19 protein-coding genes are annotated in these 21483 nt (G+C 36.7%); 14 read left to right on the top strand and 5 right to left on the bottom strand.

The window, feature by feature from the left end; all coding sequences use genetic code 11:
* Window positions 1-17: 17 nt before the first annotated feature.
* A complete protein-coding gene (locus DDF69_RS17575) occupies window positions 18-1355 on the bottom strand; it encodes a M20/M25/M40 family metallo-hydrolase (RefSeq protein ID WP_114821923.1) in 1338 nt (445 codons plus the stop codon).
* Window positions 1356-1667: 312 nt separating this feature from the next.
* Between DDF69_RS17575 and DDF69_RS17580 the strand changes: the two genes are divergently transcribed.
* From DDF69_RS17580 to DDF69_RS17600, 5 genes are all read left to right on the top strand, one after another.
* Window positions 1668-2861, top strand: coding sequence for a pyridoxal phosphate-dependent aminotransferase (locus DDF69_RS17580; RefSeq protein ID WP_114821924.1), 1194 nt, complete (start codon window positions 1668-1670; stop codon window positions 2859-2861).
* A 34-nt stretch (window positions 2862-2895) separates the two neighbouring features.
* The gene (locus DDF69_RS17585) at window positions 2896-5835 is read left to right on the top strand and encodes a M16 family metallopeptidase (protein WP_114821925.1); all 2940 of its coding nucleotides are present in this window, start codon (window positions 2896-2898) and stop codon (window positions 5833-5835) included.
* Window positions 5836-5983: 148 nt separating this feature from the next.
* A complete protein-coding gene (locus DDF69_RS17590; protein ID WP_034698496.1) occupies window positions 5984-6616 on the top strand; it encodes a peroxiredoxin in 633 nt (210 codons plus the stop codon).
* A 112-nt stretch (window positions 6617-6728) separates the two neighbouring features.
* A complete protein-coding gene (locus DDF69_RS17595) occupies window positions 6729-7037 on the top strand; it encodes a thioredoxin family protein (protein WP_034698499.1) in 309 nt (102 codons plus the stop codon).
* Complete coding sequence (locus DDF69_RS17600; RefSeq protein ID WP_002980002.1) at window positions 7037-7285, top strand: DUF6952 family protein; 249 nt, start codon at window positions 7037-7039, stop codon at window positions 7283-7285. Before DDF69_RS17595 ends, DDF69_RS17600 begins: the two co-directional genes overlap by 1 nt.
* Before the next feature lie 684 nt (window positions 7286-7969).
* Here DDF69_RS17600 and DDF69_RS17605 read toward each other — a convergent pair.
* From DDF69_RS17605 to DDF69_RS17615, 3 genes are read right to left on the bottom strand one after another with little or no spacing between them, the layout of a single operon-like run.
* On the bottom strand, window positions 7970-8659 hold the full coding sequence (locus tag DDF69_RS17605; RefSeq protein WP_114821926.1) for a Bax inhibitor-1 family protein: 690 nt from the start codon (window positions 8657-8659) through the stop codon (window positions 7970-7972).
* Window positions 8660-8696: 37 nt separating this feature from the next.
* Window positions 8697-9134, bottom strand: a complete 438-nt coding sequence (locus DDF69_RS17610) for a peptidylprolyl isomerase (RefSeq protein WP_228412034.1) — start codon at window positions 9132-9134, stop codon at window positions 8697-8699.
* Window positions 9135-9181: 47 nt separating this feature from the next.
* Entirely contained in the window at window positions 9182-10216 is a 1035-nt protein-coding gene (locus tag DDF69_RS17615; protein ID WP_114821928.1) for an acyl-CoA reductase, read from the bottom strand.
* A 59-nt stretch (window positions 10217-10275) separates the two neighbouring features.
* On the opposite strand from DDF69_RS17615, the gene DDF69_RS17620 reads away from it, so the two are divergent.
* The 8 genes from DDF69_RS17620 (at window position 10276) to DDF69_RS17655 (ending at window position 19658) form a co-directional block, all read left to right on the top strand.
* Window positions 10276-10626, top strand: coding sequence for a 4Fe-4S binding protein (locus tag DDF69_RS17620; RefSeq protein WP_034698512.1), 351 nt, complete (start codon window positions 10276-10278; stop codon window positions 10624-10626).
* Between the two features lie 107 nt (window positions 10627-10733).
* Complete coding sequence (serC, locus tag DDF69_RS17625; protein ID WP_114821929.1) at window positions 10734-11798, top strand: 3-phosphoserine/phosphohydroxythreonine transaminase; 1065 nt, start codon at window positions 10734-10736, stop codon at window positions 11796-11798.
* 108 nt (window positions 11799-11906) lie between these two features.
* Complete coding sequence (locus DDF69_RS17630) at window positions 11907-12872, top strand: D-2-hydroxyacid dehydrogenase (RefSeq protein ID WP_114821930.1); 966 nt, start codon at window positions 11907-11909, stop codon at window positions 12870-12872.
* Window positions 12873-12874: 2 nt separating this feature from the next.
* A complete protein-coding gene (locus DDF69_RS17635) occupies window positions 12875-14119 on the top strand; it encodes a DUF1015 domain-containing protein (protein WP_114821931.1) in 1245 nt (414 codons plus the stop codon).
* A gap of 54 nt (window positions 14120-14173) precedes the next feature.
* Entirely contained in the window at window positions 14174-15577 is a 1404-nt protein-coding gene (locus DDF69_RS17640; protein ID WP_114821932.1) for a M28 family peptidase, read from the top strand.
* Window positions 15578-15579: 2 nt separating this feature from the next.
* Window positions 15580-16938: a M28 family peptidase gene (locus DDF69_RS17645; RefSeq protein ID WP_114821933.1), complete on the top strand. Its 1359-nt coding sequence runs from the start codon at window positions 15580-15582 to the stop codon at window positions 16936-16938.
* A 3-nt stretch (window positions 16939-16941) separates the two neighbouring features.
* Window positions 16942-18300, top strand: coding sequence for a M28 family peptidase (locus DDF69_RS17650; protein WP_114821934.1), 1359 nt, complete (start codon window positions 16942-16944; stop codon window positions 18298-18300).
* Between the two features lie 1127 nt (window positions 18301-19427).
* Complete coding sequence (locus DDF69_RS17655) at window positions 19428-19658, top strand: hypothetical protein (RefSeq protein WP_147367550.1); 231 nt, start codon at window positions 19428-19430, stop codon at window positions 19656-19658.
* Between the two features lie 175 nt (window positions 19659-19833).
* Here the strand turns inward: DDF69_RS17655 and DDF69_RS17660 are convergent, their stop codons facing one another.
* Window positions 19834-20055, bottom strand: a complete 222-nt coding sequence (locus DDF69_RS17660; protein WP_114821936.1) for a hypothetical protein — start codon at window positions 20053-20055, stop codon at window positions 19834-19836.
* A gap of 179 nt (window positions 20056-20234) precedes the next feature.
* On the opposite strand from DDF69_RS17660, the gene DDF69_RS17665 reads away from it, so the two are divergent.
* A protein-coding gene (locus DDF69_RS17665; protein ID WP_114820660.1) for an IS3 family transposase occupies window positions 20235-21483 on the top strand; the annotation gives its coding sequence in 2 pieces (ribosomal slippage) (window positions 20235-20562 and window positions 20562-21483; 1250 coding nt annotated over the 2 pieces). This gene is flagged as partial in the annotation.

A 21483-nucleotide genomic window follows, 5' to 3' on the forward strand; every position in this document is an offset into this window, starting at 1 on the left:
GTTTCCAGCACAATCCATCACTTTGCAATTCCTGGTATAACAGGGACACTCAGATTTCCTGACGGGCTTACGCTCTGTACAGCAAAAATATAATTGTCTTTCGAAAGCGGAATTTTCATAGAAAGTCCAGTGGTAAATATTTTTTTCTGCCATACCGCACTGTCCGTTTCTCTTGCCAGCACATAATATCCTGCGGGGATTCCGGATTTTGGTTTTTCCCAATGTAAAGTTGTTGAATTTGTCAGCTCTTTCACATCCATTTCAACTTTCTCCGGTTTCGAGGTAGATTTTGCAAGACTTGCCAACACGGCAACATTGGCTGCGACATTCTTTTTCAGGTATTTAAAATCTATAAACTCGGGAAGATCACCATACTGCTTATTGTTTTCAATTCTTATGTCCTGATGCTGATGATCGTAATTTTCATAATATTCAGTCAGTCTAACAGAAGGAAATCCGTTATTCACAAAGCTGGTGTGATCTCCTCCACGCAAAAATCTGTCATTCCTATAGATCAGTTTAATCTCCAATCCTTTGACATATTGTTCTGTAATTTCTTTGATATAACGAGCCAGCTGCCTGGATTCACTATCATTTTCAAAACCAAGATTTCTGATAGTCATTGCTTTTTTATCCAGATCTTTGTAAGGCAGACCTTCGCTGAATACACGAAGGATACGGGTATTGATTTCTCCCGTTTCTCCTGCTTTGGGATTACCGATCATATCATTGTTCAGAACCGCTTCCAGCTGTCCATTTTCTCTTTTAATTTTCCCGGCCAATTGCTTGGAGCCTAACAAAGATTGTTCTTCTCCCGAAAAGGCCACAAAAATGATAGATGCCGGAAACGAAGATTTGCTCAGTATTCTGGCAGATTCTATCACAGCACTTACTCCACTCCCGTCATCATTGGCACCAGGCGCTTTGGAAGTTCTGTTCATCATATCCGTTACCCTGGAATCCAGATGTCCTCCGATCAGAAAAATTCTCTTGTCATTCGGATCTGTTCCTTTCAGAAAAGCAACAGCATTTCCAAGATTTACAGGTTGGTCAATTCGTTTTCCATCCGGCTGAACGTCTTCGTGCTGCAGATACACTTCCATTCTTCCACCCGAATTTTTAGCATAATCATTGAATTTTTTGATCACCCAATTCCTTGCTGCACCTATTCCATGCTTAGAATCATCTATCGAACTCAAGGTATGCCGGGTTTCAAAACTCACCAACTTTCCGATATATGATTTTAATGAATCTTCATTCACCTGCGAGACATATTTTTTCACTTCGTCATCTTTTAACTGCTTCTGAGAAAAAACAGTACAGGAAATCAGTAATAAAAAAACGGAATATTTCATAGGACGGATCTTAGATTGTTTAAAGATACAAAACCCTACGCTGTAAAATCATTCCTTATAAGAATTTATTCCAATCTCTTTCAATAGATTTAGTGCCATTTTCAACATTTCCCGCATTGAATATCTTCTTCGCCGAATTAAGTTTTTTTGTTAAAATAAGATTAAAATCAGTCTTATACATCAAAAGAAAAGATTTTTATAACCTAAAAGAAGATTTGACTAAAACCTGACAAAAATCTTTAAAGTCCCCCTACTTTTATTACCTACACACCACGTTTTTATTATATATTTGTTAAAATTCAAAAAAATACAATGGATAAACTTTCAGATAGAGTAAAAAGATTAGGATACTCCCAGACATTTGTAATGTCTAACAAAGCCAGAGAAATGAAAGCCAGCGGAATAGATGTGATTAGCTTAACTCTTGGCGAACCGGATTTCGATGTTCCGGACAATATCAAACAGGCAGCATTCGATGCCATCAATCAAAATTACAGCCACTATTCTCCTGTTCCGGGATTTCTGGAACTGCGTGAGGCTATTGCATATAAATTAAAAAGAGATAATAACCTGGAATACAAACCTACCCAGATTTGTGTTTCCAATGGAGCTAAGCAGGCTATTATCAATGTTCTGGCAGCTATTATCAATGATGGCGATGAAGTTTTGCTTCCTGCACCTTATTGGGTAAGCTATGATGAAATGGTAAAAATGATGGGTGGAACTTCTGTAATGCTTCCTACGTCTTATGTTACCGATTTCAAAGTGACTGCTGAACAACTTGAAGAAGCAATTACAGAGAAAACCAAAGCCGTTCTTTTCAGCTCACCATGTAATCCTTCAGGAGGATATTATACGTATGACGAATTAAAATCAATCGCCAAAGTAATTGCCAAATACCCTCAGATAACGATCATTTCTGATGAGATTTACGAATATATCAATTATGAAACGAAAACCACTTCAATTGCTCAGTTTCCCGAAGTATATGAACAGACAGCCGTAATCAACGGAATGTCAAAAGCATTCGCGATGACCGGATGGAGAATCGGGTATTCTGCATGTCCGGAGTGGCTGGCAAAAGCTTGTGAAAAAGTACAGGGACAGATGACCAGCGGAGCCAATACCGTAGCACAGAGAGCTTCTATTGTTGCCCTGAAAACAGATTCTTCCGAATACAGATATATGATTGATGCTTTCAAAAAAAGAAGAGATCTTGTCTACGAACTGATCAAAGAAATCCCAGGATTCAAAGTGGTCCTTCCAAAGGCTGCCTTCTATTTCTTCCCGGATATTTCGTATTATATCGGAAAAACTCTTAATGGTACCGAAATTAAAAACTCTGATGACTTTGCCATGTTCATCCTGGAAAATGCTCATGTCGGATGTGTAGGCGGATTCTCTTTTGGAAGTCCGGAATGTATCAGATTCTCTTATGCTGCTTCTGAAGAAGATTTAAGAGAGGCAATGAAACGAATTAAAGATTTATTGGAGAAATTCAATTAACAAACTAATAACCCCCAAATAAAACACGACAGCAATGAATCTGTTAAAAAAACTAACCATCGCGACAAGTATTGCCGCTGCAAGTTTCACAGGATATGCTTTTGGCCAGGATTTCCAGTGGAAAGAAGCTACTTCCAATGGCTACAAGTATAAATATGTAACCAATGACCCAACTTCCGCAAGGTATTACACTTTGAAAAACGGATTAACTGTTATTCTGAGTCCTACCAATAAAGACCCGAGAATACAAACGTATATTGCAACAAAAGCCGGAAGCAAAACCGATCCTGCAGACCACACAGGTCTTGCCCACTATCTGGAGCACATGCTTTTCAAAGGAACCAACCAGTTTGGATCTAAAGACTGGGCAAAAGAAAAACCTCTTTTGGACCAAATTGATGCTCTTTACGAAAAGTACAACCAGACCAAGGATGAAGCCAAAAGAAAAGAGATCTACAAAGAAATTGACAGGGTTTCCGGAGAGGCAGCAAAATTTGCAATCGCAAATGAATACGATAAAATGATGGCTGGTATGGGAGCTGACGGTACCAATGCCTTCACTTCTTTTGAACAAACAGTGTACACGGAAGATGTGCCTGCCAATGTTCTTGACAAATTTCTTGCTGTACAGGCAGAAAGATTCAGGGAACCGGTTCTGAGACTTTTCCACACGGAGCTTGAAGCGGTATATGAAGAAAAAAACAGATCTCTTGATGATGACGGAGATAAAGTTTTCGATACCATGTTTGCCAACCTTTTCCCTAACAACAATTATGGAAAGCAAACCACCATCGGAACCATTGAACACCTGAAAAACCCTTCTCTGCATGCTATCAGAGAATATTATAACAATTATTACGTTCCGAATAACATGGGAATCATCATGTCCGGAGATTTTAATCCGGATGAAGTGATTGCAAAAATTGATAAGGCGTTCTCCTATATGAAGCCTAAAGCCATTCCTGAATATAAAGTAGGACAGGAAAAACCTATTACTACTCCGGTTGTAAAAGAAGTGGTAGGACCGAATCCTGAAAATGTAATGCTTGGTTTCAGATTTCCGGGAGCTTCTACCAAAGATGCCAGAATGCTGAACCTTGTTGGAAATATGCTTACCAATGGACAAGCCGGGTTAATCGACCTTGACCTGGTAAAAAAACAGAAATTACTGGGTGCGTACGCTGGGTCTTATGCATTGAAAGATTATTCCGTTTTACTTTTACAGGGTAAACCCACTGAAGGACAATCTCTGGATGAAGTAAAAAACCTTCTTCTTCAGGAAATTGACAAATTAAGAAAGGGTGATTTTTCTGATGATCTTATCCAGTCTATCGTCAACAACGAGAAGAAAGGTATTATTCAGAAAGATGAAAAATATTCGTCAAGAGCAAGTATCCTGATGGATGAATTCACTTCGGATATTGACCACAAAACATCGCTGGAATATGTGGACGAAATTTCAAAACTGACGAAAAAAGATATCATGGATTTTGTATCCAAATATCTTCAGAACAATAACTACGTTGCCGTTTACAAAAGAAAAGGAGAAGATAAGAGCATTGTAAAAGTTGACAAACCAACCATTACACCGGTTTCCGTGAACAGAGAAGACCAGTCTCCTTTCCTTAAGAAGATTGATGAAATGCCTGAAAACCCTATCGCTCCGGTATGGTTGAATTATGACAAAGACATCGCTAAAAACAAATTAGCTGCTGTAGATGTACTTTCTGTAAAAAATACGGACAATGCTTTGTTCAGAATGTATTATCACTTTGATTCAGGAAAATGGAACAACAAAATCCTTCCATTGGCAGCAGAATATCTTCAGTATTTAGGAACGAAAGACAAATCTTCTGAAATCATCAGTAAGGAATTCTACAAACTTGCTTCAAGCTTCAATGTAAGTGCAGGAAACGAGGAAACTTACGTATCACTGGAAGGTTTAAACGAAAACTTTGATAAAACCATTTCTTTATTTGAAGATTTAATCAAAAACTGCCAGGCAGACCAGGCTGCTCTTGATGCTTACAAAGTTAGGTTGAAGAAAGCCAGAGCGAACGCAAAACAGAATAAAGGAGTCATCATGTCCGGGTTGAGAAGTTATGCTCAATATGGCCCTCAGAATCCTTTCAACAACGTACTAAGCGATGCTGAACTTGATGCATTAAAAGCAGAAGACTTAATTAATGTTCTTCATGATTTGTTCAATTTCAAGCACAAAGTATTGTATTATGGACCAAAATCAGGAAATGATGTGGTAGCAGCTTTGAAACCTGTCCACAAACTTCCTGCCACCCTGAAAGATCTTCCTAAGTCTAAAACTTTCGCTCAGATTCCAACTGATAAAAACAAGGTTTTATTTGCTCATTATGATATGGTACAGGCAGAAGTATTCTGGGTAAGAAATTCTGATCCGTACAATGCATCCACTACTCCGACGGTAAGTTTATTCAACAACTATTTCGGAGGCGGAATGGGATCTATTGTATTCCAGACGATCAGAGAATCAAAAGCACTGGCTTATTCTACCTATTCTTATTTTGCCCTTCCAAGTAAGAAAACAGACAAAGACATGGTGATGGCTTATGTAGGAACGCAGGCAGACAAATTCAATGAGTCTACAACAGCTATGAATGAGCTTTTGACTACTCTTCCGAAATCTGAGCAGTTATTTGAAACAGCGAAAAGCGGATTGAAAAAATCAATTGCTTCTGAAAGAATTACTCAGGATGGAATCATCTTCTCTTATCTGAAATCTCAAAAGCTTGGAAACAACTTTGATATGAGAAAAAATGTTTATGAACAGGCACCAAAACTGTCTTTCACAGACATCAACTCATTCCATGATAAGGAAATGAAAAACAAGAACTACACCTACTGCCTTGTGGCTTCTCAAGACAAAGTGAATGAGGCCGATATGCAGAAATTAGGCGAAGTGAAAAAACTTAATTTAACTGAAATATTTGGTTATTAAAATAAACAAAAAGCCCTGATATCAGGGCTTTTTTATTTAACAACACACCAAAAACAATTATAGATTTTATTTATCGATTTTAGTTTGTTCGATAGATGAATCTTTCATATATTTGCATAAGAAATTTAAATATAAAAACAGAAAAATTATGTCTTTAGTAGGAAAAAAATTCCCAAATTTAACAATTGACGCAATGTCTGAAATGGGTGACGATTTAAGAATCAACATCCTTGATGAAGCAGTAAACAACCAGCAAAAAGTTCTTTTATTCTGGTACCCTAAAGATTTCACTTTCGTATGCCCTACTGAGCTTCACGCTTTCCAGGAGGCTTTAGGTGAATTCGAAAAAAGAAACACTAAAGTAATCGGTGCATCTTGTGATACTAACGAAGTACACTTCGCTTGGTTGAACACACCAAAAGATAACGGAGGAATTGAAGGAGTAACTTACCCACTTTTAGCTGATACTCACAGACAATTGGCTAACACATTGGGAATTGTTGATCAGGACTTCGAATACGATGAAGATGGAAATGAAGTTTTCACAGGTTCTAACGTAACTTACAGAGCAACTTACCTTATCGATGAAACTGGAAAAATCTTCCACGAAGCGGTAAACGATATGCCTCTAGGAAGAAACGTAAAAGAATTCTTAAGATTAATCGACGCTTACACCCACGTACAAAAGCACGGTGAAGTATGCCCTGCAAACTGGGAAGAAGGAAAAGATGCTATGAAAGCTGACAGAACTTCTACAGCAGAATACTTAGCGAAGAACTAATATAATGTGTTAATTTGAAAATGAGATAATTGGAGAATTATCAAAAGTTATCTCATTTTCTTTTTACAAAGCATTGACACATTTTCAAATTAACAAATTTCAAATTACAATCATGTACACAGAATTAACCGAAGATACATTACAAAATATAGTGAACGACAATGAAAAAGTAGTTGTTCAGTATGGCGCAACATGGTGCGGAAACTGCAGAATCATGAAGCCGAAATTCAAAAAATTAGCCTCTGAAAATGATTCTATCCCATTTTTATATGTTGATGCCGAAAAGCTTCCTGAAAGCAGAAAATTAGCAAAAGTAGACAACTTACCTACTTTCGCCATCTTTAAAAACGGAGAACTAGTGAACCAGGTTCAATCTAACCAGGCAGAAAGTTTAATTAACCTTTTTAATGAATTAGCATAATGAAATTACCCGTAATCAGACAGTTTTATCAGAATCAGACTCCTGAAAATCTTGAAAAGACTTTAGAAGTACTGGAAAGCTTCTGCGAATTCAGAGGAACAAGTGAAGAAGATCTGAATGTTGCAGGAGAATTGATCACCAACATCTGTGGAGCTCTGGAAGTTCACGCTAATGTACAAAACGGAATGAGCGAGAAAGATGCTTTAAACTCTTTTGCTCAGAAGGTTTTAGGATCAATTGACAAATAACTTCTTTCGATTATTTTTAATCAAAGACTGTAAAAACACAAACTATACAATACCTGAGGTTTTCCTCATTACTATACTTTTTTCTATTCTTTAAGAATCTTTTCTTTCAACTTAAAATGTACTTCAAAGGACTTTAACCGGTCACATGAGGCTGGAAGTTGTATGAAAAATTGTAAAGGATAACCCATTAAAATCCCGGTGATATTTTCATCAGGATTTTTTGGTTTTGGTTTAAAACACTAATAACACAAATGTTTTTCACAAATTTCACAAATATTAAAATTCGTTTTTAAAAAAAAATATACGCAATCATCCGTGTCAATCTGTGGAATCAGTGGGATACATATAAGTTTCGGCTAAAGCCGTTGGAAAAGATTCATTTAAAATAAACGGGCTAAAGCCCGTTCCTATTGATATTATTGAATTCGTGTTATTCGTGAAATCATTAGTGACATTTGTGTTTAATTTTTTAAAAACCACAAGTACCACAAATAAATTACACACAATTATCTGTGTCAATCTCTGAAATCTGTGGTTAAAAACAAACTAAAACCATTCCTATTGAATTCGTGTTATCCGTGAAATCATTAGTGACATTTGTGTTTAAATTTTGCATTTAAATAATAAAAAAATCCCGATGAAGAATCACCGGGACTATATTTTAAAGCTAAGACAACTTATCAATTAGCTTCTTCTATTCATCAAAATACTCAGAATATACCAGAATAAAAGCATAATCGAAGCAAAAAGCTGCAATGCCGCTCCTACATACTGATTCGTTCCAAATGAATCCTTTAATTTACTTGTCTGATAAAGAATAGTAACACATGCTAAAAGCACCATACCTACCGAGAACCACAATCCAAGGTTAAAACCGAAGATCATTCCCGCTACAATCAGTCCAATGGAAATAAATCCACCGATTACAATGAAGTTTCTCAGGAAGGAAAAATCTCTTTTAGAAGTGAATGCTACCGCAGAAATACCTGCAAACATAGCAACCGTTAATGTAGCAGCCTGAAAAATAACATTGGCTCCTCCTTCAATATTGGTCGCAATAAAAAGCAGCGGCATAAAAATAATCGCTTCCAGCAAGATGTAAAATCCTAATCCTAAATATTGGGTAGATTTACTTTGTGAAAGTGACCACTTGGAAGCTAAAACAGAAGCCAGCCAGAAAACCCCGATAATCAGCAGCCAGATGTATCTCTGACCGAACATCATGGCAATCAATTCTACAGGAACAGTTTTTAATAGTATCGTTTCAACTCCAATAAATGCAAGAATCGATAAAGCAACATGCAAATACGTCTTCTTGTAAAAATTCGCCTTCTCCACGTCCGAAGAATGAGCGACTAAAACATCTGTCATCATAGTTAATATTTTTTTAGTTAATCGAAAACAATTTCATCTATTTCGCAGGCAAAACACCCAGGATTTTACCATCATCTTCAAATACTGCTGTAATGGCCTCTTTCGAAGATGATTCTCCTGCATACTTATATTTAATACTTGGATGATTAGTACCGTCCATCGTTTTATAATACCCCGCTTTTAAAATTTCAAGCTTTTTATTGGGATCAATACCTTCTTTGACCTTCTTAAGAACATCATCCGTAACAATTTCCTTTACCTTATCAGAAAGTAATCCATTAATGGCTGTACGGTCAGAAGCCTGCAAAGCCTCAACAAACTTAAGGAAGTTATCATTGTATACACTAACCTTCTCCTTACTTATACTGGCCTGCTGTTCTTTTTTGGGACTGTTTTCAACCTTTGCACCTGTTATCTTCTGTGCAAAAATCAGCTGTCCGCCCACAAGAGCAAGTCCCAGCAATAATTTTTTCATAATATTCATTTTTGTTCTGGTGAAATAAGTGATGGAAGATACGAAAATCAGACCAGTTCTAAAAATTTCATTGTATCTACATTATCTGCATACGTATCAAGGCCTGGATTTTGAGCTTCACCAAAAGAAATAGCATTCAGTCCCAGCTCTTCCTTTGCTACTACACACTGAATATTTTCTTCATTTTCTGCGATAAAACTTTTCACTTCATCCAACGATTCATATCTGCTGAAATTGATTACAGAAAGCGGACTGAAGAGTTTGTCATCCTCTTTCAGCATTACAAAATTATTATCCCAGAATTTATCCTGATTCAAAAGATAAACCGCTCTGTTATAATCATAATTGTTAGCATATTTATTATGATTGATAATATCCTGGAAGCCTAAGAAGTTTTCAAACAACCTGTCAATTACAAAATCCTGAGGAATGAAAATTCTCGTCACATTTCTGCACCCTAATCCAAAATACTGGAAGATATCTTTTGCCAGAAGCTGCAGTTCCTCATTCGTTTCATCCCCTTTCAACACTGCAACAGAAGTTCTGTTCTTACGGATAATATTCAAATGATTTTTAAAATAATACTCCAGATATCTTGCTGTATTATTACTTCCTGTAGCAATAACGGCATCAAAATTTTCTAATTTTTCAACAAATTCAAACGCTACATTCTCATTGGAAAACTCATTCCACTTCTTTAACAAAAACGGAATCATATACTTATCCTTTGAAGACAGCTTAATGACAGGAATGTGATTACTTAAAACAACAGACATGACATCATGAAGCCCTACCAAAGGAATATTTCCAGCTAAAATAAGTCCAACTCTTTTAGAAATTTTAGAGATTGAATAATTTCCAAGCCAGTTTTTGATATTTTCTTCAGTCAGAAGATCTGTCCATTGCTGCAAAGCAAATTTCTGATTATCAATAGTAAACCATGGATTTTCTATTTCTGATCTTTTTAATAATAATTCAATATCAGAATCATCTTCATTGTGATCTTCCGGTTTCTTCGCTAAAAACGCTTTTATATAACCACTTAATTTAATAAGTCCTAAAACTTGATTTTCGGTATTCATAATTACTTTAAAATTGGGTAAAATTTTGTAATTTTGTGCAAATTTAAAAAAAATTAGCGATGGCTATTAAAATAACTGATGAATGCATTAACTGTGGGGCTTGCGAACCGGAATGCCCAAACAATGCAATATATGAAGGAGCTGTAGATTGGAAAGCTTCTGACGGTACGGCTCTTCAAGGTACAATTACGATGCCGTCGGGACTTACTGTAGATGCCAATTCACCACAGGAACCTGTAAGTGATGATGTATACTTCATTGTAACAGATAAATGTACAGAATGTAAAGGATTCCACGAAGAACCTCAGTGTGCAGCGGTATGCCCTGTAGACTGCTGTGTGCCGGATGAAGATCATGTAGAATCTGAAGAAGCTCTTCTTAATAAAAAAGCATTCTTACACGGCGAATAAAAAATTCCGTCTCATCATCTGTGAGGCGGTTTTTTTAACCCAAAATCCAATTAAATCAAAATAAAGCAGAAGGATATTCATTCCCAAAGCACCCAAAAAATAAAAATATGAACAAAAAGCACAACTTCAGCGCAGGACCATGTATTTTACCACAGGAGGTATTTGAAAAATCAGCACAGGCTATCCTTGATTTTAACGGTATTGGATTGTCACTTCTTGAAATTTCTCACAGAAGCAAGGATTTTGTTGCGGTAATGGACGAAGCGCGTGCCATTGTAAAAAGATTGATGAATCTTGGTGATGATTATGAAGTACTTTATTTAGGTGGTGGTGCCAGCCTGCAGTTTGCAATGGTTCCTTACAACCTGATGAAAGTAGGAGGAAAAGCAGCTTACCTGGATACAGGAACATGGGCAGCCGGAGCTATTAAAGAAGCAAAAAAAGTAGGAACAGTGGATGTAGTAGGTTCTTCAAAAGAAGAAAACTATTCTTTTATTCCTAAAGATTATATGGTAGGTGCAGAATACGATTATTTCCACTGCACTTCCAACAACACCATTTATGGAACTCAAATGAAATCTTTCCCTGAAGTGGATACACTGATGGTATGTGATATGAGTTCTGATATTTTCTCAAGACAACTTGATTTCTCTAAATTTGACCTGATCTATGCCGGAGCTCAGAAAAATATGGGCCCTGCTGGTGTTACTCTAGTGGTCATCAAAAAAGAAATCCTTGGTAAAACAGGAAGAGAAAACATGTTCTCTATCCTGGATTATTCTCAGCATATTGCTAAAGAATCTATGTACAATACCCCACCGGTATTTCCTGTATATGCTTCTTTACTTACCCTTCAGTATCTTGAAAGAAACGGAGGTATTGCTGCTGCAGAACAAAGAAACGAAGCTAAAGCTAAGCTTTTATACGACGAAATCGACAGCAATCCGTTATTCGAAACTTTCTGTGTAAAAGAAGACCGTTCACTCATGAATGTTTCTTTCAAAATTACAGACGAAAGCAAGAAAGAAGAGTTCGACAACGCATGGAAAGCTGCAGGCATCAGCGGATTAAACGGACACAGAAGCCTTGGCGGATACAGAGCGAGTTTATACAATGCCTTACCTATCGAAAGTGTACAGGTTTTGGTGGATGTAATGAAGTCAATAAAATAGCTTATATTAGGCGACCGAAAAATAGAAGGATATCAGACAAAAGATGTCAGATAACAGAACTCAAAATCTAACTTCTGACATCTTCAATCTAACATCATACAATAACTCATGAAAGTTTTAGCAAACGACGGAATTTCAAAAGCAGGAGAAAATACTCTAAAAGAAGCCGGAATTGAAATTCTGGACAATAGAGTGGCTCAGGATCACGTTATTAATTTTATCAACGATAATAATGTGGACGTTCTTCTGGTAAGAAGTGCAACGAAAGTAAGACAGGATCTGATTGATGCATGCCCGGGCCTTAAGGTTATCGGAAGAGGCGGTATCGGAATGGACAATATTGATGTAGAATATGCCAAAAGTAAAGGCATCAAAGTCATCAATACGCCTACAGCATCTTCAAAATCAGTGGCAGAACTGGTTTTCGGACACTTTATTTCATTGGCAAGATTCCTTCACGAATCGAACAGATTGATGCCTCTGGAAGGAGAAACTCATTTCAACGCCATGAAAAAGTCATTCAGCAATGCGTATGAACTTTCAGGAAAAACATTGGGAGTAATCGGCTTTGGAAGCATTGGTCAGGAAGTTATAAAGATTGGAATTGCTTTAGGAATGAAAGTAACCGTTCTGACAAGAAGCCCGAAGACAGAAGTTCTTACGCTGAACTTCTTCAACGGACAGTCTGTGAACTTTGAAATCACTTCCACCAATGATATGGATGCATTCCTTAAAGATGCAGATTTCATCAGTATCAATACGCCGAAAACGAATGAGTATATTATAGACACCCCTCAGTTTGAGAAAATGAAAGATGGGGTCTATATTGTAAATACTGCAAGAGGAGGTGTCATCAACGAAGTGACCCTTATCGATTTTATCGAGTCAGGAAAAGTAGCCGGAGCTGCACTGGATGTTTTTGAAAACGAACCCAACCCGGAACTGCCTTTATTGATGAACCCTGCATTATCACTTTCCCCTCACGTAGGCGGCAATACAGTAGATGCGCAGGAGAAAATCGGTATCGAACTTGCAGAACAAATTATTAAGCTACAAAAAGAAACTATAAGATAAATATGCCTGTTTTTAAACCTTTCCGTGGAATAAGACCTCATAGAGACTTTGAGAGTACTTTCCCTACCCATCCACTGGATAATTTCACCCAGGAAGAGATCGCAGAGAAGGCTCAAGTTGAAAATACTTACATCAATATGATTAAACCTTATGTTGTAAGTAAATCTAAAGATATTGACCGGAACCTTCGAAAGATCCGTTCTACATTTGAAGAACTTCTGGAAGAAAAGAAATTGGTCCAGGATAATTCAGCCTACTATCTTTATGAGCAGATCTATCCCAACAAACAGATGTTCAGAGGACTTCTGGGATTGGCAAGTATTGAAGATTTCTGGAATGGGAAAATCAAAAGACACGAAAGTACCATTCCTCAAAAAAAGGAAAAACTGGCTCATTACCTTGAAAAAGTAAACCTACAGGCTGAACCTGTACTTCTTACCTATCCTGCCAATTCAAAAATTGAATTGCTGATGAATCATGAGGAAAAAAATGTTCCTATCTTCAATCATGTCGATTCTATGGGGATCAGACATAAAATCTGGAGAATAGATAACCGCCTTAAGCTACAACAGTTTAAAGAAGTGATTGATCAGATTGATTCGTTTTATATTGCTGACGGACACCACAGAATCGGTTCCACAGCAATCAATGCAAAATACCATAAGGAGAAAAACAAAAAGCATAATGGTACAGAGCATTACAACTTTGTATACAGTTTCATTGTTTCCAACCAGTCTATAAAGATTCATGATTACAACAGAATCTTACATGACCTGAATGGTATTTCTCCGGCAGATTTCCTGAAAGAACTTGAGAAATATTTCCTTATTCACGAAAAAGGAGAAGCATCATACTATCCTTCTCAAAAATTCCATATTTCAATGTATATGGATGGGAAGTTCTACTCTCTTCACGTGAAACACGATCTTCGTTCCAAAGAAATGTCTCTGGATAATCTTGATCACCATCTTTTGGATAAATATATTTTCAAAAACATTCTGAAAATTGAAGATCCGGACAGCTCTGAACTTATTTCTTATGTAAAAGGAACTTCCAATATCAATGGAATCAATCTTTTAAAAGAAAAAGTAGACAACGGTGAAGGTAAAGTTGGTTTTGGAATTTATCCTGTAAGTTTTAATGACATGATTAAAATTTCAGACTTAAAATTAAGCATGCCTCCGAAATGTACATTTATTGAGCCAAAATTGATTACAGCCCTTTTAATGTACGATATGAAACCTTAATAAATTACTATTTTTTCCCTACTTTTATCAACGGAAAAGATAAGTAAATAATAAATGAAAAAAATATTCATTATACTTCCACTCTTTTTGAGTGGATTTTTATTTTCTCAGAAAAAACCACAAAAAGGCCCTGCAAAAAAAGGTACTGTTGCCAGATTTAATTATCATGATGAATTCAGAAAAATTTCAGATGAAATTATGACAAACGGTACTGCTTACGATAATCTCGGAGAACTCACCAAAAGAATCGGTCCGCGTTTCAGTGCAACTCCCGGTTATACCAAATCTGTAGAATGGGCTGAAAAAAAATTCAAGGAAATTGGGATTAATATGATCTGGAGGCAGGAAGCCAAAGCTCCGGTCTGGATCAGAGGAAAAGAATCCTTACAGATCAAAGCAGGAAATGGAGATTGGAAAAATATCAGAATGCTTTCTTTCGGAAATTCTGAAGGAACAGGCGGAAAAGACCTGGTAGGTGAAATCGTTTTAATCAATTCCACATCAGAACTTAATACCATGTCACTGGGGCAGTTAAAAGACAAAATAGTTTTTGTGAATGTTCCTATGGACCCGAAAATTATCAATACCAGTGACTCTTATTTACAGAGTGCAAAATCAAAATTAATTTCCGCTTCTGTGATTGCTAAAACAGGAGCAAAAGCATTAATTATAAGATCACTGACCACTGCTAGTGACGATACTCCTCATGCCAAAATGATTTACTACGAACCAGATGATAAAATTAAAATTCCGGCTTTATCAATTGGAGTAAGATCTGCAGATGAGCTGGAAAAAACATTGAAAAAACAGAAAGTGACTGCGAAAATCAACATGACTGCAGAATCAAAAGGTGACACTACCAATCCCAATATCATTGCTGAAATTGGAGGCAAAAAAGATTCAAAAGTAATTGTTTTAGGGGCTCAGCTGGATTCGTGGGACATTGGTGAAGGTGCAGTAGATGACGGAACAGGGGTTGTGCAGTGTATTGAAGTGTTAAGAACCCTGAAAGCACTTGGATATGAAAACAACCATACGATCCGCGTAGTTTTGTATGCCAACAGTGAAAACGGAGGCCAGGGCCGTGAGATGTATGCTGCGTACGTAAAAAAGAAAGACGAAAAACATATATTTGCTTTAGGAACCGATGCCGGAGGCTATTCTCCCCGAGGGTTTTCCCTGGATATGTCTCCTCAAAGAAGAAGACTCGTGTATCCGTGGAAAGAATATTTTCTTCCTTATGGCGTTTATGATTTTGACCAGACAGAAGCCATTCAGGATATTTCACCTTTAAAAAAACTGGATATCCCTCTAGCAGAGCTTGTAGTAGATACCCAGAGATATTTTGATTATCACCACTCAGAACTGGATACTTTTGACAAAGTGAACAAAAGAGAACTTCTTCTCGGAGCTGTCGCCATCACACAGATGATTTTTATGGTTGATAAAAACTGGTAACAATGAAAAAGATAGCAGGAACAACATTATTACTTTTCGGTATGGCCGTTTTGGGCCAGACTAAAGATGATTCCATCCAATTCAAAAGAATTTCCACTGAAATTCTGAACAACGGTCAAGGATACAATGAACTGAGAGAACTTACCAAAACAATAGGCAACCGTTTAAGCGGTTCCGAAGCCTACGAGAAATCCGTACAATGGGCTGCCCAAAAGCTTCGTGATGCAGGAGCCGATAAAGTGTGGCTTCAGGAAGTGATGATCCCGGTTTGGGTAAGAGGAAAAGAATCCTTGCACATCAAAACATCCAACGGAAAATGGAAAAGTATCAAAATGCTTTCCCTTGGAAACTCTGAGGGAACGGGCGGAAAAGATGTTTCCGGAGAAATCATCATGGTAAAATCACTGGAAGAATATGATCAACTTCCCGCTGAAAAAGTGAAAGATAAAATTGTGTTTTTCAACTATCCTTTTAATCAGGGAAATGTACAGACATTCATTTCTTATCGTGATGCAAATCCCTACAGAAGAACTGCCGCTTCATTAACGGCTAAAAAAGGAGGAAAATTTGCCATTGTCAGGTCTCTTTCCTCTGCTTTCGATGATGTTCCACACACAGGAAACATGCGTTATGACGAAAATATTTCCAAAATACCAGCCGTAACAATCGGAAATACATCAGCTGATGAACTTGAAACAGTATTAAAAAATCAGAAAGTCACCGCAAAGCTTAATTCCAACTGCGGGATGAAGGGAGAAAAGCTTTCCCATTCTGTGATTGGAGAAATTACCGGTAAAAAAGACCAAAGTGTTATTGTTGTTGGTGGACATTTAGATTCATGGGATGTTGGAGAAGGTGCTCATGATGACGGAGCCGGCATTGTTCAAAGTATTGAGGTCTTAAGAACCTTTAAAAAATTAGGTATTCAGAATAATCATACCATTCGCGCCGTTTGTTTTGCCAACGAAGAAAATGGCACAAAAGGCGGAAAACAATATGGTAAAGTTGCCAAAGAAAACAACGAAAAACATCTATTTGCTATAGAATCGGATGCAGGAGGATTTTCACCACGGGGAATTTCCCTGGAAATGAACGAGCCTCAAAGAAACCAGATCAAAAGCTGGATAAATCTTTTTTTACCTTATGGCGCTTACAATTTTGAAGGTAAATATTCCGGATCAGATATCGCCTCACTTCATGAAATGGGAGTTCCCACTGCTGAACTGGTTCCGGATCCGCAACGCTATTTCGATATCCACCATACCGAAGAAGACACTTTTGAAAAAGTCAACCGAAGAGAGCTATTGCTTGGTTCTGCGGTGATGACACAACTTATTTATATGATTGATAAAAATTGGTAAACAATGAAAAAGATATTAGGAACTTCATTATTGCTTTTTGGAATGGTCGCTTTCGGCCAGTCTAAAGAAGATTCTATCCAGTTCAGAAAAATCTCAACAGAAATTCTGAACAACGGAAAAGGATACACAGAGCTTAGAGAGCTTACAAAAAACATAGGCCACCGTTTAAGCGGTTCTGAAGCCTATGAAAAGTCTGTAAAGTGGGCTGAACAAAAACTTCGTGATGCAGGCGCTGATAAAGTATGGCTTCAGGAGGTCATGATTCCGGTCTGGGAAAGAGGAAAAGAATCTCTGAACATCCGGACTTCCAACGGAAAATGGAAAAGCCTTAAAATGCTTTCCCTTGGAAATTCTGAAGGAACCGGAGGGAAAGATGTTTCAGGAGAAATTATCATGGTAAAATCGATGGAAGAATATGACAAGCTTCCGGCTGAAAAAGTGAAAGATAAAATTGTATTCTTCAATTATGCGTTCAGCCAGTCATTTGTAGAGACTTTCAAAGCCTATGGTGATGCTGCAAAATACAGAACGACGGCAGCTTCTTTAACCGCTAAAAAAGGAGGAAAATTCGCCATCGTAAGATCTCTGTCTTCTGCTTTTGATGATGTGCCTCACACCGGAGCAATGCGCTATGAAGACAAAGTTTCCAAAATCCCTGCGGTAGCCATCGGAAGCACAACTGCAGATGAACTGGAAGCTTTACTGAAAAGCCAGAAAGTCACGGCAAAACTGAATTCCAACTGTGGAATGAAAGGAGAAAAACTCTCCCATTCTGTGATCGGGGAAATCACCGGTAAAAAAGATCAAAGTATTATCGTTGTCGGTGGACATCTTGATTCCTGGGATGTAGGTGAAGGCGCTCATGATGACGGAGCCGGAATTGTACAGAGTATTGAAGTATTAAGAACCTTTAAAAAGTTAGGTATTCCGAACAACCACACCATCAGAGTGGTTTGCTTCGCTAATGAAGAAAACGGCGTAAAAGGCGGAATTCAATATGGTAAAACCGTAAAAGAGAAAAACGAAAAACATCTTTTTGCTATTGAAACAGATGCCGGAGGTTTTGCACCGAGAGGTATTGCCCTGGATATGGATGATGCGAAAAGAAATCAGATTAAAAGCTGGTCGAATTTATTTCTTCCCTACGGAGTTTACAATTTTGAAGAGCGGTTTTCAGGAACAGATCTTTATCCGCTTCACGATATGGGAATTCCAGCTGCTGAGCTGATGCCGGATTCGCAGCGATATTTCGATATTCACCACACAGAAGAAGATACTTTTGAAAAGGTCAACCGAAGAGAGCTTTTATTGGGAGCTACCGCTTTAACCCAGATTATTTATATGATCGATAAAAACTGGTAAAATACGAAACCGTCTTCTAAAGGCGGTTTTTTTATTTTAATAGGAATGACTCATTAGCTTATAATGAATTTCACCGTATTTTCTTAGTGACATTTGTGAAAAGATATTGGTGGTATTTGTGTTTCTTACGATTAAACACAAATTACACGAATGATTTCACAAATAACACAAATTCAATAGGAATGAGATTTAACCGAAACTTAAAATTTTTATAACCACGGATTCCACAGATTGACACGGATGATTGCGTATATATATTTGTGTTATTTGTGAAGGAATATTGGTGTTACTTGTGGTTTTTAAAATTAAACACAAATTACACGAATGATTTCACGAATAATACAAATTTAATAATATCAATAGAAATGGGCTTTAGCCCGTTTATTTTAAATGAATCTCTTCCAATGGCTTTAGCCGAAACTTATATGTATCCCACTGATTCCACAGATTGACACGGATCCTGATGATATCATCATCTTACGATCAGTAATTACCCATTCAATGATCTTTAAAATCTTTCTGATTCATTTTTAAAATATTCTGGAATGGTATCAATTTACAGAATTATAATTTCTCCGAAATATTTTCTGCGTAATAAATTATTCCCTGCCAAAAACAGAAAATTTTTCTTCGTTTAAGGAAATAACAGATGAAAACACGCTTCACTACAGGTTTCGCTAATCCCGTGAAACAATGTGTTAATCGTAAAAGCAGAACTTTGGCATGAAATTAGCATGTAAGTTATTGAGAAAAAATTAAAAAAACACTAAGGATGAGAAAAGAGGTTTTCTGTGGATTTTCAGTTTTTCCACTGATTCAAGTTCATATCTAGTATATGAATCCTTTTTTTTCTACGATGCCGTAAAAGATACGGGCTCGTGATTAATTAACCCCCGTTAGTTTTTCACAGCAGTTTTGCACCCGTATCTGACTGGTATCACAATAAGCAAGAATCATTTATTGGTTCAAAAAAAACAAAAATATCCCGGACTTTTAGCCCGGTGTTATGATATAAATAAATGGCAAAGTCATCGTGAACCTTAGCCCAGTAAAAGAATGTATTCTTTTTACCGTGATGAGTGCGCCTTTATCCTATTAATTAATGTATAACCCTTAAAATATTAGTAATGATGAGAGCCTTTTTTGAAATGATTTTTAAGAGAAATGAAGATGCTGCAAAATTGCATATATGGAGCCTAATGCTGGTGTTAAGTTTTGCTGCATTTTCTGTATTGGTATACGCCTTAGAACCAAGCTTTAACAGCTTAATTATATACCTGACGGCGTTTGCCGCTTATATCGGGTTTGGCCTTGTATTCATCAGTTCCTTAGCCGGAACGAGTATGAAGAAAAGATAACAGAATATATAACTTTTCAATTTATTTTACTGAGAAAACCGCCCTGTTTTGGGGTGGTTTTTGTTTACGATCCTGCTCTATTAATATTAATAATTTTATTTAGTAGTGCCCACAAAAAAAGCCACCCCATCCGGAGCAGCTTCCGATAACAAAGTTATCTTAACATCGTAAAAACTTATTCTTTAAACAGATCCTTCATCATTTCTTCGAGGATCTTTTCTGTTTCTTCTTCAATCATTTTTCCTGACTTTTCAACCAGTTCTTCTCTGAAAGGTTCACAACAGGCTTTTATTCCAAAACCTTCGTCAGTTTTTACAAATTCCGGATGCATGCCGTGTTCTTCGCATACTTCGGATTCTATTTCTGTCTTTATCTGGTCGTAATTCAGGTTAAACATATTCTTTTATTTTGTTCTTTTAAGTGCATGATAAAGATAGAAGTAATAAAGCCTTGCCGAAATCCGTATTTCTACGGTATTTACACAAACAAAAAACCGACCTTTTCAAGACGGCTATTTTAATATAATGTCTCGTCCTGAAAAAGGTTGACTAAAAAACCATAAAATTAGTCACCCTTATGAATCTAAAAAAAACATCGTCCCCTGTCCAAGAATACAGTGAGGCATTCAAACGACAAGTTGTCTCTGAATATGAACGGGGATTATATACAAAATCCCAATTGCAAACTCGATACAATATTCGGGGTAATTCATGCATTTCAAGTTGGTTAATAAAATATGGTAACTTTACTTATGAAAAACAATTAAGTAAAGGCAGACCTATGAAAGATCCACAGAAACAAAAGATTAAAGAGCTTGAAGCTGCTTTATCCAAAAAGGAAGAAGAGCTCAAAGTGTTTAAGAGATTTATAGAAATCGCAGAGCGTGAGTTGAAGATTGAAATTGTAAAAAAGTCTGGTTCCAATCAATCCAGGAAATAAGGCCGTATACAAATCTTTCACTGGAAGATATCTGCCGATTGTTTGGATACAGTAAACAAGCTTATTATAAAAGGAAGAAACAGCCTGATTCTATCAATAATCAAAAAAGGATTATAGAACTGGTATTATCAATTCGTAAGAAGATGCCTAAAATAGGGACTCGAAAACTTTATGTATTACTTAAAAATGATTTTTCAAAAGAGGATCTTCGTATAGGAAGAGATCGGCTATTTCAACTTTTAAGATCGAATTATCTTTTAATTCCCAGAAGACACAGTTATTTTAAAACAACCAATTCCAGACATTGGATGAAGAAATACCCGAATATTATTAAAGAAAAGGAGTTGAAATGTTCAGAAAAAGTTTGGGTTGCAGATATTACCTATCTGAAGACTAAAGAGAAAAATTATTATCTTCATTTGATTACCGATGCCTATTCAAAGAAAATTGTAGGATATGAACTAAGTGATAATTTACAGACTGCCTCCACATTGAAAGCATTAAAACAAGCCATAAAGAACAGGGTGTATAAACATTCTTTAATTCATCATTCAGACAGAGGATTGCAGTATTGTAGTAAAGAATATACTGAAACGTTAAGGAAAAGTGATATTCTTATCAGTATGACCGAGAACTCGGATCCTTATGAGAATGCTGTAGCAGAGAGGGTAAACGGCATTCTGAAATATGAGTTTGGATTGATTGATACTTTTGAAAACTTTAAGAATCTCTCACAGCAGCTTGATCAATCAATTTATTATTATAATAATTTAAGACCTCATTTTTCCCTAAATTATAACATCCCTAGCCAAGTGCATATGAAAAATAACGTGAAATTAAAAACATACAAAAAACAAAATCAGAATAGGAAAATTCCTACTCTGAT

This window comes from Chryseobacterium sp. KLBC 52 (assembly GCF_003347605.1).
Lineage (GTDB): Bacteria > Bacteroidota > Bacteroidia > Flavobacteriales > Weeksellaceae > Chryseobacterium.